The 13,655-nt window shown below is 71.1% G+C and carries 13 protein-coding genes; 9 read left to right on the forward strand and 4 right to left on the reverse strand.

Features of this window, described 5'->3' with window-relative positions; all coding sequences use genetic code 11:
• The first annotated feature begins 111 nt into the window (after window positions 1-111).
• Genes V2S04_RS02875 through narI form a run of 4 tightly spaced genes read left to right on the forward strand, consistent with a single transcriptional unit; the run spans window position 112 to window position 6,957 of the window.
• On the forward strand, window positions 112-3,834 hold the full coding sequence (locus tag V2S04_RS02875) for a nitrate reductase subunit alpha (protein WP_413637003.1): 3,723 nt from the start codon (window positions 112-114) through the stop codon (window positions 3,832-3,834).
• Window positions 3,831-5,510: a nitrate reductase subunit beta gene (gene narH, locus V2S04_RS02880; RefSeq protein ID WP_413637004.1), complete on the forward strand. Its 1,680-nt coding sequence runs from the start codon at window positions 3,831-3,833 to the stop codon at window positions 5,508-5,510. The genes V2S04_RS02875 and narH overlap by 4 nt, the downstream gene beginning before the upstream one ends.
• Window positions 5,507-6,196, forward strand: a complete 690-nt coding sequence (gene narJ, locus V2S04_RS02885) for a nitrate reductase molybdenum cofactor assembly chaperone (protein WP_413637005.1) — start codon at window positions 5,507-5,509, stop codon at window positions 6,194-6,196. Before narH ends, narJ begins: the two co-directional genes overlap by 4 nt.
• Before the next feature lie 2 nt (window positions 6,197-6,198).
• Entirely contained in the window at window positions 6,199-6,957 is a 759-nt protein-coding gene (gene narI, locus V2S04_RS02890; RefSeq protein WP_413637006.1) for a respiratory nitrate reductase subunit gamma, read from the forward strand.
• A 161-nt stretch (window positions 6,958-7,118) separates the two neighbouring features.
• Here narI and V2S04_RS02895 read toward each other — a convergent pair whose 3' ends face one another.
• Genes V2S04_RS02895 through V2S04_RS02910 form a run of 4 tightly spaced genes read right to left on the reverse strand, consistent with a single transcriptional unit; the run spans window position 7,119 to window position 9,824 of the window.
• Window positions 7,119-7,829 carry an ATP-binding cassette domain-containing protein gene (locus V2S04_RS02895; RefSeq protein ID WP_413637007.1) on the reverse strand — a complete coding sequence of 237 codons (711 nt, stop codon included), beginning with the start codon at window positions 7,827-7,829 and terminating at the stop codon, window positions 7,119-7,121.
• Complete coding sequence (locus V2S04_RS02900) at window positions 7,826-8,635, reverse strand: ABC transporter permease (RefSeq protein ID WP_413637008.1); 810 nt, start codon at window positions 8,633-8,635, stop codon at window positions 7,826-7,828. Before V2S04_RS02900 ends, V2S04_RS02895 begins: the two co-directional genes overlap by 4 nt.
• Window positions 8,632-9,426 carry a molybdate ABC transporter substrate-binding protein gene (modA, locus tag V2S04_RS02905; RefSeq protein WP_413637009.1) on the reverse strand — a complete coding sequence of 265 codons (795 nt, stop codon included), beginning with the start codon at window positions 9,424-9,426 and terminating at the stop codon, window positions 8,632-8,634. Before modA ends, V2S04_RS02900 begins: the two co-directional genes overlap by 4 nt.
• Window positions 9,423-9,824, reverse strand: coding sequence for a TOBE domain-containing protein (locus V2S04_RS02910; protein ID WP_413637010.1), 402 nt, complete (start codon window positions 9,822-9,824; stop codon window positions 9,423-9,425). The genes modA and V2S04_RS02910 overlap by 4 nt, the downstream gene beginning before the upstream one ends.
• Before the next feature lie 134 nt (window positions 9,825-9,958).
• Between V2S04_RS02910 and V2S04_RS02915 the strand changes: the two genes are divergently transcribed.
• From V2S04_RS02915 to V2S04_RS02935, 5 genes are read left to right on the forward strand one after another with little or no spacing between them, the layout of a single operon-like run.
• Window positions 9,959-11,056, forward strand: coding sequence for a ThiF family adenylyltransferase (locus V2S04_RS02915; RefSeq protein WP_413637011.1), 1,098 nt, complete (start codon window positions 9,959-9,961; stop codon window positions 11,054-11,056).
• A gap of 28 nt (window positions 11,057-11,084) precedes the next feature.
• Window positions 11,085-12,308, forward strand: a complete 1,224-nt coding sequence (gene glp / locus V2S04_RS02920) for a gephyrin-like molybdotransferase Glp (RefSeq protein ID WP_413637012.1) — start codon at window positions 11,085-11,087, stop codon at window positions 12,306-12,308.
• A complete protein-coding gene (gene moaC / locus V2S04_RS02925; protein WP_413637013.1) occupies window positions 12,308-12,781 on the forward strand; it encodes a cyclic pyranopterin monophosphate synthase MoaC in 474 nt (157 codons plus the stop codon). Before glp ends, moaC begins: the two co-directional genes overlap by 1 nt.
• The gene (locus tag V2S04_RS02930) at window positions 12,778-13,386 is read left to right on the forward strand and encodes a molybdenum cofactor guanylyltransferase (RefSeq protein WP_413637014.1); all 609 of its coding nucleotides are present in this window, start codon (window positions 12,778-12,780) and stop codon (window positions 13,384-13,386) included. Before moaC ends, V2S04_RS02930 begins: the two co-directional genes overlap by 4 nt.
• Window positions 13,383-13,655 carry a DUF6457 domain-containing protein gene (locus V2S04_RS02935; RefSeq protein WP_413637015.1) on the forward strand — a complete coding sequence of 91 codons (273 nt, stop codon included), beginning with the start codon at window positions 13,383-13,385 and terminating at the stop codon, window positions 13,653-13,655. Before V2S04_RS02930 ends, V2S04_RS02935 begins: the two co-directional genes overlap by 4 nt.

Below are 13,655 nucleotides of genomic sequence, written 5' to 3' on the forward strand. Positions count from 1 at the left end.
ATGCGGAGGACGGCATCCGCGACGGCATGAATAAAAACGGCGAACCCTTGAACGCGGCCGTGCCCCCAGGCAGGATGCTGGAGTACCAGCCGTCCTCCGGAAGGAACAGAGATGACCCCCGGAACAAGTACTCACCGCGACGCAGCGACCGACGGTCCGCTCGCCGACGCACTGCTGAACATGGGCCGCTTCGTGCGGCCCGGCGAGACCTCTGACGACCTGCGGGCGGTGTTCCTCCAAGGCGGCCGATCGGGCGATTCGTTCTACCGCGACCGCTGGTCGCACGACAAGGTGGTGCGCTCGACGCACGGCGTGAACTGCACCGGGTCGTGCTCGTGGAAGGTGTACGTCAAGGACGGCATCATCACCTGGGAGGCCCAGCAGACCGACTATCCCAGCGTCGGGCCCGACTCACCCGAGTATGAGCCCCGCGGCTGCCCGCGCGGCGCCGCGTTCAGCTGGTACACCTACTCGCCCACGCGGGTGCGCTACCCGTACATCCGCGACACGCTCGCCCGGCTCTACCGCGAGGCCAAGGCCCAGCATCCGGATCCGGTCGACGCCTGGGCGTCGATCGTCGAAGACCCGGAGAAGGCCCGGTCGTACAAGCGGGTGCGCGGCAAGGGCGGTCTGGTGCGCACCACGTGGGACGAGGTGATGGAGATCGCCGCCGCAGCCCACGTGCACACCGTGAAGGTATACGGCCCCGACCGTGTCGCCGGCTTCTCGCCCATCCCGGCGATGTCGATGGTCTCGCACGGCGCGGGCTCCCGGTTCATGAACCTTATCGGCGGCACCATGCTGTCGTTCTACGACTGGTACGCCGACCTGCCCGTGGCCAGCCCGCAGGTGTTCGGCGACCAGACCGACGTGCCCGAATCCGCCGACTGGTTCAACGCGGGCTACCTGATCATGTGGGGCTCGAACGTCCCGGTCACCCGCACCCCCGACGCGCACTTCATGGCCGAGGCCCGCTACCGCGGGCAGAAGGTCATCACCGTCTCGCCCGACTACACCGACAACACGAAGTTCGCCGACGAATGGGTCGCCCCGCACCCCGGCACGGATGCCGCGCTGGCGCTGTCGATGGGGCACGTCATCCTGCGCGAGCACTTCGTCGAGAAGCGCACCGCGCGCTTCGAGGACTACATACGCCGGTACACCGACGCGCCGTTCCTCGTCGAGCTCGAGCAGCGCGACGGCGGCCTGGTGCCGGGCAAGTTCGTCACCGCTTCCGACCTCGACGGTGCCGACGCCGCGCAGCCGCGCGCCGACTTCAAGCCGGTGCTGATGGACGCCGACGGCACTCCCGTCGTGCCGAACGGCTCGCTGGGGCACCGCTTCACTCCGGAGGACGAGGGGCGCTGGAACCTCGACCTCGGCGATGTCGTGCCGCCGCTGTCGGTCGCCGACCTGGCCGACTGGACGGGCCAGGCGGCCGAGGTGCGCCTGCCGCGCTTCGACCTCGACCCTGAGCCGGGGCAGGAGCACGCCGGCGGATCGGGCGCGATCACCCGCGGCGTGCCGGTGCGAACCGTCGCGGGCAGGACGGTCACCACGGTGTTCGACCTGATGCTCGCCCAGTACGGCGTCGGCCGCGACGGCCTGCCGGGCCAGTGGCCGAGCGGCTACGACGATGCGTCCAGCCCGGGCACTCCGGCCTGGCAGGAGGAGCACACCTCGGTGCCGGCGCCGCAGGCCATCCGCATCGCCCGCGAGTTCGCCGACAACGCCGACCGCTCGGGCGGGCGCTCGATGATCCTCATGGGCGCCGGCACCAACCACTGGTTCCACTCCGACACCATCTACCGCACCTTCCTCGCTCTGACGACGATGACCGGATGCCAGGGCGTGAACGGCGGGGGATGGGCGCACTACGTCGGGCAGGAGAAGGTGCGTCCGATCACCGGGTACCAGCAGTATGCGGCCGCCGCCGACTGGGGCCGCCCGCCGCGGCACACGATCGGCACCGCGTTCTTCTACCTCGCCACCGACCAGTGGCGCTACGACGGGCTGCCGGCCGACCAGCTGGCATCCCCGCTGGGGCTCGGCAGATTCGAGGGCCGCACCACCGCCGACTGCCTGGTCGAGTCGGTGCAGCGCGGCTGGATGCCCAGCTACCCGACCTTCGACCGCAACCCGCTCGACCTCGTCGATGAGGCCGAGGCGCTCGGCAAGGACCCCGCCCAGCACGTCGTGGACAGTCTCGACGACGGCTCGATGCGCTTCGCCGTGGAGGATCCCGACGCCCCCGAGAACTTCCCGCGGATCATGAACATCTGGCGCGCGAACGTTCTGGGCTCATCGGGCAAGGGCAACGAGTACTTCCTGAAGCACCTGCTCGGCACCGACGCATCGGTGCGCGCGCACGAGGCGCCGGAGGGTTCCCGCCCGGTGTCGATGACGTGGCACGACAAGGCTCCCGAGGGCAAGCTCGACCTGCTCATGACCGCCGACTTCCGCATGACCAGCACCACGCTGTTCAGCGACATCGTGCTGCCCGCGGCGACCTGGTACGAGAAGCACGACCTGTCGTCGACCGACATGCACCCGTTCATCCACGCCTTCAACCCGGCCATCGCGCCGCCCTGGCAGACGAAGACCGACTTCGACACGTTCCGCATCCTCGCCGAGAAGTTCAGCGCCATGGCGCGCACCCACCTCGGCGTGCGCCGCGACGTCGTCGCGACCCCGCTGCAGCACGACACCCCCGACGTGATGGCCACCCCGCACGGCCGCGTGCAGGACCTGCCGCGCGTGCCAGGGGTGACGATGCCGAAGCTGACGGTCGTCGAGCGCGACTACCCGAACCTCGCCGAGCGGTGGAAGGCGCTCGGGCCGCTGACCGGCAAGCTCGGGCTCACCACCAAGGGCATCACCTACCGTGCCGAACCCGAGATCGAGCGACTCGCGCACCTGAACGGCACCGTCACCACCGGCCCGTACGCCGGCAGCGTGCGCCTCGACACCGACAAGCGCGCCTGCGAGATGATCCTCGCGATGTCGGGCACGAGCAACGGGCGCCTCGCGGTGCAGGGCTTCGAGAAGCTCGAGAAGCACACCGGGCAGAAGATGACCTTCCTCGCCGACGAGCACGAGGGCACGCACCTCAGTTTCCACGACGTCTCGGTGCAGCCGCGCAGCGTGATCACCTCGCCCGAGTGGTCGGGATCCGAGCACGGCGGGCGCCGGTACACGGCGTTCGCGATCAACGTCGAGCACCTCAAGCCCTGGCACACCCTCACCGGGCGCCAGCACTTCTACCTCGACCACGACTGGATGGACGAGCTGGGCGAGGCGCTGCCGATCTACCGGCCGCCCCTCGACATGCACCGGCTGTTCGGCGACGTCATCCCCGGAAAGAGCACGCACACCGAGGTGCACGTGCGTTACCTGACACCGCACTCGAAGTGGTCGATCCACTCGGAGTACCAGGACAACCTGTTCATGCTCTCGCTCTCGCGCGGCGGCCCCACGATCTGGATGAGCCCGAAGGATGCGGCGAAGATCGGGGTGCGCGACAACGACTGGATCGAGTCGTACAACCGCAACGGCGTCGTCGTCGCGCGGGCGAACGTCTCGCACCGGATGCCCGAGGGCACGGTGTACATGTACCACGCGAAGGATCGCACGGTCGATGTGCCGCTCAGCGAGATGAGCGGGCAGCGCGGCGGCATCCACAACTCCCTCACCCGCATCCTGCTCAAGCCGAGCCACCTGATCGGCGGCTACGCGCAGCTGGCGTGGGCGTTCAACTACCTCGGCCCCACCGGCAACCAGCGCGACGAGGTCACCACGATCCGCCGTCGCAACCAGGAGGTGCAGTACCGATGAAGGTGATGGCGCAGATGTCGATGGTGATGAACCTCGACAAGTGCATCGGATGTCACACGTGCTCGGTCACGTGCAAGCAGGCGTGGACGAACCGCACGGGCGTGGAATACGTCTGGTTCAACAACGTCGAGACGCGACCGGGCGTCGGCTATCCGCGCGGCTACGAAGACCAGGAGAAGTGGCAGGGCGGCTGGGTGCGCGACAAGCGCGGTCGGCTGCGACTGCGCGCCGGGGGCCGCCTGGCGAAGCTGGCGCGCATCTTCTCGAACCCGAAGCTGCCCGAGATCGACGACTACTACGAGCCGTGGACCTACGACTACGACATGCTCGTCAACGCGCCCAGCGGCGCGCACACCCCGGTCGCCCGCCCGAAGAGCCTGATCACCGGCAAGGACATGAAGGTCGAGTGGTCGGCCAACTGGGACGACGACCTCGGCGGCTCGATCGAGACCATGCAGGACGACCCGATCCTGCAGAAGATGAGCGAAGAGGTGCAGGCCGAGTTCGAGAAGGCCTTCATGTTCTACCTGCCGCGCATCTGCGAGCACTGCCTGAACCCGTCTTGCGTGGCCTCGTGCCCGTCGGGCGCGATGTACAAGCGCGCCGAGGACGGCATCGTGCTCGTCGACCAGGACGCCTGCCGCGGCTGGCGGATGTGCGTTTCCGGATGCCCGTACAAGAAGGTCTACTTCAACCACAAGACCGGCAAGGCCGAGAAGTGCACCATGTGCTATCCGCGCATCGAGGTCGGCCTGCCGACCGTGTGCTCCGAGACCTGCGTCGGCCGGCTGCGCTACCTCGGCCTGGTGCTCTACGACGCCGACCGCGTCGCCGAGGCCGCATCGGTCGAGGACGAGCACGAGCTGCTGGCCGCGCAGCGGTCGGTGTTCCTCGACCCGCACGACCCCGACATCATCGAGGCGGCCCGGCGCGATGGCATCCCCGAGGACTGGATCGAGGCCGCCCAGCGCAGCCCTGTCTGGAGACTCATCCACGACTACGAGGTCGCGCTGCCGCTGCACCCCGAGTACCGCACCATGCCGATGGTCTGGTACATCCCGCCGCTCTCGCCGGTCGTCGACGTGGTCACCGGCTCGGGCAACGACGGGGAGGATGCCAGGACGCTGTTCGCGGCGATCGACAAGCTGCGCATCCCGATCGGGTATCTCGCCGAGCTGTTCACCGCGGGTGACATCGCACCGGTGGATGCAACGCTTCGCAAGCTCGCCGCGATGCGCTCATACATGCGCGGCGTGAGCATCGACGACGAGCGCGACGAGCGGATCGCGAACGCGGTGGGCATGACCGGCGCGCAGATCGAGGAGATGTACCGGCTGCTCGCCATCGCCAAGTACGAGGAGCGCTACGTCATCCCCGCCGCGCACTCCGAGCGCGCGCACGAGCTCGAGGAGCTGGCCTGCTCGCTCGACTACGACGGCGGGCCCGGAATGGGCGGCGCCGGTGGCCCGTTCGGCGCGGCGAGCGGCACGTCGGTGCCGGTGGCGGTGGAGAACTTCCATGCGCTCGCCGACCGGCAGACCGCCGACCGGCCCTCGACGGGTGGGCGCATCAACCTGCTCAACTGGGATGGGAACGGCCGCCCGCACGGCCTGTTCCCGCCGTCTGATCGGGCGGAGCCGCAGCACCACGACGACGAATCGGCGGGTGCGTCGTGAGCACCGTCCTGCCTCCGCGGATCACCCCGCGCCGTCGGCTTCCGGATGCCCTGGCCCCGGCGCCCCTCACCGCCGCGCAGCGGCAGACGGTGCACATGCTCGCGTCCCTGCTGCTCGACTACCCCGATGGGCAGTGGTTCGAGCGGGTCGACGTGTTCGAGGCGCACACCGCCACCCTGCCTGCGGCGGTCGCCGAGCCGCTGCAGCGGTTCCTGCTTCGCGCGCGCGAAGCGGGGGCATCCGACTGGCAGCAGCGGTACGTGACCACCTTCGACCTCAAGCGCAAGTGCTCGCTGTACCTCAGCTACTACGCGACCGGCGACACCCGCCGCCGCGGCACGGCGCTGGTCACCTTCCTCGACGCCTACCGCGCGGCGGGCTGGGAGTTCGACGCCGCCGAGCTGCCCGACTACCTGCCCGCCGTGCTGGAGTTCTCGGCGCGGTCGCAGTCGGATGTGGCCGATGCCGTGCTCGCCGCGCACCGCGAGGGCATCGAGGTGCTGCGGGCGGCGCTCGAGGGCATGGACAGCCCGTGGGCCGACGTCGTGCGCGCGGTCACCCTGTCGCTGCCGAAGGTCGACCAGCGCACCCGTGAGCGTGTGCTCGCGCTGGTCAACGAGGGCCCGCCCACCGAGACCGTCGGGATGAGCCTGCCCATGCCCGCCTTCCGCCGTACAGGGGAGTGATCATGAACACGATGCCGTTCCTGCTTTGGGTCGCGCTGCCCTACGTGTGCGCAGCCGTCTTCATCTTCGGGCACATCTGGCGCTACCGGTACGACAAGTTCGGGTGGACGACGCGCTCGTCGCAGAGCTACGAGAACCGGATGCTGCGCTGGGGGTCGCCGATGTTCCACCTGGGGATCCTGATGGTCATCGCCGGTCACGTCGTCGGGCTGCTCATCCCGCGCGAATGGCTGTACGCCATCGGGATCAGCGAGGAGATCTACCACATCGGCGCCACCGTGCTCGGCTCGTTCGCCGCCGTGCTCACCCTCGCCGGGCTCGCCATCCTCGTCTTCCGCCGCCGCACCGTTCCGGCCGTGTTCCTCGCGACCACCGTGATGGACAAGGTCATGTTCGTCTTCCTCGGCGCGACGCTGCTGTTCGGCACCCTGGCCACCTTCGTGTATCAGGTGTTCGGATCGGGCTTCCACTACCGCGAGACGATCTCGCCGTGGATGCGCGAGCTGATGATCTTCCGGCCCCGGCCCGAGCTGATGCTCGAGGTGCCGCTGCTGTTCCAGCTGCACGTGATCACCGCCTGCCTGCTGTTCGCACTGTGGCCGTTCACACGGCTCGTGCACGTGTTCTCGGCGCCGGTCGGCTACCTGTTCCGGCCGTACATCGTGTACCGCTCGCGTGACGAGCAGCGCGGATCGCGGGCCCCGAAGCGGGGATGGGACCCGGTGTCGACCCCGGATCCGGCGCGGCTGCGGCGTCCCTGACGTCGCTGGTTGGGCCGGGCTCCGGGACGTTCCCTTCGTTCGCAGAGTGGGGCCCCTCCGCTTCGCTCCTCCCCAATGCTCACTCCGGGAACGTCCCTGCGCCCTCTTCGAGTGCGGTGCGGCGGCCGGGATGGGGGCGGGGGAGAGAGGAGAAGTGATGCTCACTGCTGTGAGGCGGCGACGGCGTGGGCGAACGGCGTGCTCGGGGAGGCAAGCACCTCGTTCAGGGGACCTTCGTGGGTCGCGTGGCCGTGCTCGAGGATGAGCAGGCGGTCGGCGAGGGCATGGGCGTCGGCGACCGTGTGCGAGACGACGATCGTCGTGGTGCCGTGCAGGTGATCGCGGACGATCTGACGCTGCTGCGCGGCGGCCAGCACGTCAAGAGAGCTGAACGGCTCGTCGAGCAGCAGCAGCCGCGGGCGCGCCGCCAGGGCACGGGCCAGCGCGACGCGCTGACGCTGACCGCCGGAGAGCTGATCGGGGCGACGATCGCCGAGTCCCGGCAGGCCGATGCGCGGCATCCACTCCTCGGCCATCGCGACCGCCGCGGCGCGCGACGAGCCGGCCGACCGGGCGGCGAAGGCGATGTTCCCCACCGCCGTCATGTGCGGGAACAGCAGCGGATCCTGTCCGAGCAGGCCGATCGCACGCCGTGAGGGGGCGGTGTGGCGCCGAGCATCCGCCAGCACCCCGCCGTCGATCGACACGTGTCCGGCATCCAGACGGGTGAGTCCGGCCAGAGCATCCAGCAGGGTCGTCTTGCCCGCTCCACTCGGACCCATCACCGCCAGCACGCTGCCCGGCGCGAGCGACAGTCGCACATCCAGGCCGGCGTGGTCGACGACCACGTGCGCGTCGAGCGCGCCGGTCACTTCAACGCCCCCGGCCGCCAGGCGCGCACCAGCAGCAGCACCACCACGGCGGTCGCGAGCAGCAGGATCGACAGCGCGACCGCCGTCTCACGCCCGGTGCCCGCACCGTTGAACGCCGTGTAGATCGCCAGCGGCATCGTCTGCGTCACACCGGGAGCGTTGCCGGCGAACAGCGCCGTCGCCCCGAACTCGCCGATCGCCCGGGCGAAGCACAGGATCACCCCGACGACGATTCCCGGCGTCGCCAACGGCAGCGTCACCCGCCACAGCACGCGCCAGGGGCGGGCCCCGAGAGTCGCCGCGGTGCGCTCGTAGCGGCCGCCGACGCTGCGGATCGCGCCCTCCACCGCCAGCACGAGGAACGGCAGGGCGACGAACGCCTGCGCGAGCACCACCGCCGCCGGCGTGAACGGCAGCGTCAGGTCGAAGGCATCCGACAGCAACCGGCCCACCGGGCTGGTGCGCCCGAACAGGAACAGCAGCGCGACCCCGCCGACCATCGGCGGCAGCACCAGCGGAACCGCGACCACCGCCCGCAGCAGCGCCGACACCCGCGGCCCGGACCGCGCCATCAGCAGAGCCAGAGGCAGGCCCAGTGCGAGGCACAGCGCGGTGGCGGCCACGCCGCTCAGCACCGAGAGTCGCAGCGCGTCGAGCGCGACCGGCGAGGTCACGTCCTGCCACAGCGTCGCCCAGGAGGCGCGGCCGACCAGGGCGATCAGCGGCAGGATCAGCAGCGCCACCCCGAGCACGGCGGGAGCGACGAGCGTGAACGGCGTGCCGGTGCCGAGGTCGTGGCGCCTCACGGCGCCCCGAACCCCAGGTCGTGCAGCACGCGCTGCCCCTCGGCTCGGCGCACGAACTCCGCGAAGGCGATTCCGGCCGCGTCGGCGTCATCCAGCGCCACGATCGGATAGCGATTGACGGCGTCGGCCGCGCCCTCGGGAACGAAGCTGTCGACGGCCGCGTCGCCGATGACGTCGGTGGCGTAGACCAGACCCGCATCCGCCTCGCCGGCGGCGACCTTCTCGAGCACCGCGGTGACGTTCTGTTCGAGGCTGGCGGCGGTGACCTGCACTCCCGCCGCATCGAGCAGCGTCGTCGACGCGACGCCGCACGGCACCTCCGGAGCGCACAGCACGGTGACCGCATTGGCCAGGTCGTCGAGCGAGTCGACACCACCGGGGTTTCCGGCGGGGACGGCGACGACGAGCGTGTTGGTGGCGAACAACTGCGCATCCGATGCCAGACCCGCGTCGACGAGCAGCTGCATGCTGCGCTCGTCGGCGGTGGCGAGCACATCGGCTCGCGCGCCCTCCTGCAGCTGGGTGACGAGCGTGCTCGAGCCGTCGTAGACGATCGGCTTCACATCGACCTGCGGATGCTGCTGCTCGAACAGCTCGGCGATGTCGTCGAACGCGGTGCGCAGCGATGCCGCGGCGAAGACGGTGACCTCGCCGGACAGACCCGGTCGGGCGGTGCCGGGACCAGCGCTCTCCCCGTTCGGATCGAGGCTGTCGCTGGATGGTGCTCCCGCGCAGCCGGAGAGCATGAGCATCCCGAACAGCGCCGCGATCGCCGTGTGCCTGCGCCTCACCGCGCCGACTCCTTCGGCGTCTCGACGATCACGTTCGTCGCCTTGATCACGGCCGAGGCGAGGGAGCCCGGATGCAGGTCGAGCTGGCGCGCTGCCTCGGCGGAGAGCAGCGAGACGACCCGGTGAGGTCCTGCCTGGATGTCGACCTGGGCCATCACCCCGTCGATCTGCACTCGGGTCACCAGCCCGGTGAAGCGATTGCGGGCGCTGGAGAGCAGATCGGCGTCGTCGCCGGGAGCGTCGGCGAGGCGCTGCGCGTGCTCGGCCAGAGCCGTGCCGGGGATGCGGGCCGGCGAGTCGCCGGTCACCGGGAGGGTGCCCTGGTCGATCCAGCGGCGCACGGTGTCATCGCTGACACCGAGCAGGCGGGCGGCCTCAGCGATGCGATACGAGGTCATGGCCCGAGCTTAGAGCGCGCGCTTCCGCAGATCCAGATGAACAGTCCGAGAAGTTCCGCATCTGCGGATGTGGTTGCCACTTTCCACGGCGCGCGGTGCTGGCTCGGTGCTCTCCGGGACCGTACGCTCGGATCATGCCCCTTCCTCCGCTCGTCGAGCCCGTCGCAGCCCTCAGCGACGCCGAGAGCGCCCGCACGGCCCGCCATCAGGTGCTCGCCGGCCTCGGCGAGCCCGGCCAGCGCCGCCTGCGTGCCGCGCACGTCGCGGTCGTCGGTGCCGGCGGACTCGGAGCTCCCGTCGTGCTCGCGCTCGCCGCGGCCGGCGTCGGCGAGATCACGATCATCGACGACGACGACGTCGAGCTGTCGAATCTGCAGCGCCAGATCATGCACCGCCACAGCGATGTCGGGCGGCCGAAGGTCGACAGCGCCGTGCGCGTCGCGGCCGACCTGTCGCCCGAGACGGTCGTGCATGCGCACCGCGTGCGGCTGGCATCCGCGAACGCCGCAGACCTGCTCGCCGGCGCCGACCTGGTGATCGACGGTACGGACACCTTCGAGACCCGTCTCGAGGTCGCCGCGGCGGCCGAGCGACTGGGCATTCCGCTCGTGTGGGGAGTGATCCAGGAGTTCGCCGCGCAGATCACCGTGTTCTGGTCGGCTCCGCCGGAGGGGTCGGATGCCGTGGTGCTCAGCGATCTGTACCCGGAGGGCAGCGTGGGCGAGCTGCCCACCTGTGCCGCCGTCGGCGTGTTCGGGGCGCTGTGCCTGCAGGCCGGGTCGATCCTCGCGATGGAGGCCATCAAACTCATCACCGGCATCGGCGATCCGCTGCTAGGCCGCGTGCTCGTCATCGACGCGCTGCGGGCGAAGACCGCCGAGGTTCCGCTGCGCTCGGCCCGCGCGACGGCGCCCCCGCGGCCGGTCGATCAGCCCGTGGTGCCGCACGTCTCGGTGGCGGAGGTCGCCGCGGAGGTCGCCGCAGGAGCGCGGCTGCTCGACGTGCGGGAGGATGCCGAGGTCGCGTCGGGCATGATCTCCGGCGCGCAGCACCTCCCGCTCGCGCAGGTGCTCGCCGACCCGGCAGCGCTCGGCGCGGATCGCATGGTGGTGATCTGCCAGGTCGGCGCCCGCGCGCGCCGCGCCGCCGAGGCGCTGCGCGCCGCCGGAGCCGACGCCGTCGTGCTCTCCGGCGGAATGGACGCCTGGAACGCACAGGAGCCCGCCCGATGACCGCCCCCGGTGGGAGTGAGGAGGACGCATGAGGACTGTGGAACAGCAGCTCGAGATCGTGCTCGCCGAGGTGCGGCAGCGGCCGCCCATCACCGTGGCGCTCGATGAGGCGAGGGGGCTGACTCTGGCATCCGATGCCCGTGCGGTGAGCGCGGTGCCCGCGTTCGACAACTCCGCGATGGACGGCTTCGCCGTGCGGTGGGCGGATGTCGAGGGCGCGAGCCTCGAGCATCCGGTGACGCTGCGCGTGGTCGGCGACATCCCGGCCGGCAGCGCGGCCGATCCCGGCCTCGCCGCGGGCGAGGCCGCCCGCATCATGACCGGGTCGCCGGTGCCCGCCGACGCCGACACCATCGTGCCGTTCGAAGACACCGCCGGCGGGCTGGGCGACTCGCTCGACACGGCGATCGTCCGGCATGCCCCCAAGGCGCCCGGCGCGCACATCCGCCGCGCCGGCGTCGACACGACGGCCGGGGCGGTGGTGCTGTCCGCCGGTGCGCTGCTCGGCCCGCGGCAGCTGTCGGCACTGGCATCCGCGGGCATCTGCCGCGTCGAGGTCGCACCGCGACCGCGGATCGCGATCGTCTCGACCGGCTCCGAGCTCGTCGCACCGGGCACGCCCCTGCAGCGCGGTCAGATCCCCGAGTCGAACGGCATCCTGCTCGCGGGGCTCGCCGCGGAAGCCGGGACGGACGTGGTGCTGCGTCGCGTCGTCGACGACGAGGGCGACGGCCCGGCCGAGGCGGTCGCCGAGGCGCGCCGGCTGGACGCCGACGTCATCGTCTTCTCGGGCGGTGTCAGCGCCGGGGCGTACGAGGTCGTCAAGCAGAGCCTCGGAGATGCCATGGAGTTCACGAAGATCGCCATGCAGCCCGGCAAGCCGCAGGGCTTCGGCGCAATGGGCGGGATGCTGCTGTTCGGCCTGCCCGGCAACCCCGTGAGCGCCGCGGTGTCGTTCGAGGTCTTCGTGCGTCCGGCCCTGCTGCGCATGCAGGGAAGAGACGGCATCCACCGGCGCGGTCTGCGTCTGCCGGCGGCGGTCGAGTGGCGCACACCGCTGGGTCGGCGTCAATACCTGCCCGCGGTGATCGACCGCAGCGACCCCGCCCGCCCGACCGTGCGTCCGGCCACCGCCGGCGGATCGGGCTCGCACCTCAGTGTGGGGCTCGGCGCCGCCGAGGCCTACGCGATCGTCCCCGCCGAGGTGGAGCAGGTCTCCGCCGGCGATCTCATCGACGTCATGGAGCTGTGATGACCTTCACCCACCTCGATTCCGCCGGCCACGCCCGAATGGTCGACGTCACCGACAAGATCCCGACCGTGCGCGCCGCGACGGCCAAGGGCTTCGTGCGCTGCGCCGCCTCGACCGTCGAGCTGCTGCGCGACGGGTCGGTGCCCAAGGGTGATGTGCTCGCGGTGTCGCGCATCGCGGGCATCCAGGCCGCCAAGCGCACGCCCGAGCTGCTGCCCCTCGCTCACGTCATCGGCGTGCACGGCGCCGTCGTCGACCTCGAGATCGAGGATGAGGGCGTTCGCATCGAGGCCACCGTGCGCACCGCCGACCGCACCGGGGTCGAGATGGAGGCGCTGACCGCGGTCTCGGTCGCCGCGCTCTCGGTCATCGACATGATCAAGGGCGTCGACAAGTCGGCCTCGATAGAGCACCTGCGCATCACCGCGAAGGAGGGGGGGCGCAGCGGCTCGTGGCGTCGGCCCGGCGAATGACCACGCCCCGGCTCGGTGCGATCCTGCTCGTCGGCGGGCGCGCGACCCGTCTGGGTGGCGGGGTCAAGCCGCTGATCGAGGTGGGCGGGCAGACGCTGCTCTCGCGGGTCGTGACGGCGGCGAGGGATGCCGGATGCGCGCCGATCATCGCCGTGGGGCCCGAGCTCGACCCGGCCGCGCCCGTGCGGTGGGTTCAGGAGGATCCGCCCTTCTCCGGGCCGGCCGCTGCGATCGCCGCGGCCATTGAAGCGCTCGACGACGCGGCCGATGACCGGGCACCGGAGTGGATGCTCGTGCTCGCCGGCGACCTCCCGCATGCCGACGCAGTGGCCACACGACTGGCCTCCGCCGTAGCCGGCGACGCCGGCGACGCGGTCGTCTTCCGTGCCGGGGATCGGCCGCAGTGGCTCGCCGGTGCCTACCGCGCCTCGGCCCTGAGAGACGCGATGCGCGACCTCGGCGACGCACTCACCGGCGCCTCCTGCCGCGCCCTGCTGGGCGGGCTCGAGATAGCCTGGCTGGCAGACGACGACGGCATCACCGCCGACGTCGACACCCCGGCGGACCTGGCGCGCGTGCGCGCCGCATTCGAGGAGGAACCGTGAGCGACGCATCCCGCACCCTGCCGCCCGAGGCGCTCGACGAGTGGGCGCTCGCCCTGCGCGAGCGGTTCGGGCTCGCCGCCGACGACGTGCCGGTCGCCCTCATCCTCGACCTGGCGCGCGATGTCGCGAACGGGGTGGCACGACCCGCGGCGCCCTTCAGCGCCTTCGTAGCCGGCCTCGTCGCCGGCCGCGCGGGTGGAACCCCCGAGCAGGTGCGCGAGGCCGTCGCCGCGGTGGTCGAGCTGGCCGGCGGCTGGAAGGAGTCCTGA

The sequence above is a fragment of the Microbacterium sp. OR21 genome (assembly GCF_047306785.1).
Taxonomy (GTDB): domain Bacteria; phylum Actinomycetota; class Actinomycetes; order Actinomycetales; family Microbacteriaceae; genus Microbacterium; species Microbacterium esteraromaticum_E.

Bases quoted from the DNA above. Each gene is read 5' to 3' on its own strand.
- V2S04_RS02875 (WP_413637003.1), top strand. From the start codon at position 112: ATGACCCCCGGAACAAGTACTCACCGCGACGCAGCGACCGACGGTCCG.
- narH (WP_413637004.1), top strand. From the start codon at position 3,831: ATGAAGGTGATGGCGCAGATGTCGATGGTGATGAACCTCGACAAGTGC.
- narI (WP_413637006.1), top strand. From the start codon at position 6,199: ATGAACACGATGCCGTTCCTGCTTTGGGTCGCGCTGCCCTACGTGTGC.
- V2S04_RS02910 (WP_413637010.1), bottom strand. From the start codon at position 9,824: ATGACCTCGTATCGCATCGCTGAGGCCGCCCGCCTGCTCGGTGTCAGC.
- V2S04_RS02915 (WP_413637011.1), top strand. From the start codon at position 9,959: ATGCCCCTTCCTCCGCTCGTCGAGCCCGTCGCAGCCCTCAGCGACGCC.
- glp (WP_413637012.1), top strand. From the start codon at position 11,085: ATGAGGACTGTGGAACAGCAGCTCGAGATCGTGCTCGCCGAGGTGCGG.
- moaC (WP_413637013.1), top strand. From the start codon at position 12,308: ATGACCTTCACCCACCTCGATTCCGCCGGCCACGCCCGAATGGTCGAC.
- V2S04_RS02930 (WP_413637014.1), top strand. From the start codon at position 12,778: ATGACCACGCCCCGGCTCGGTGCGATCCTGCTCGTCGGCGGGCGCGCG.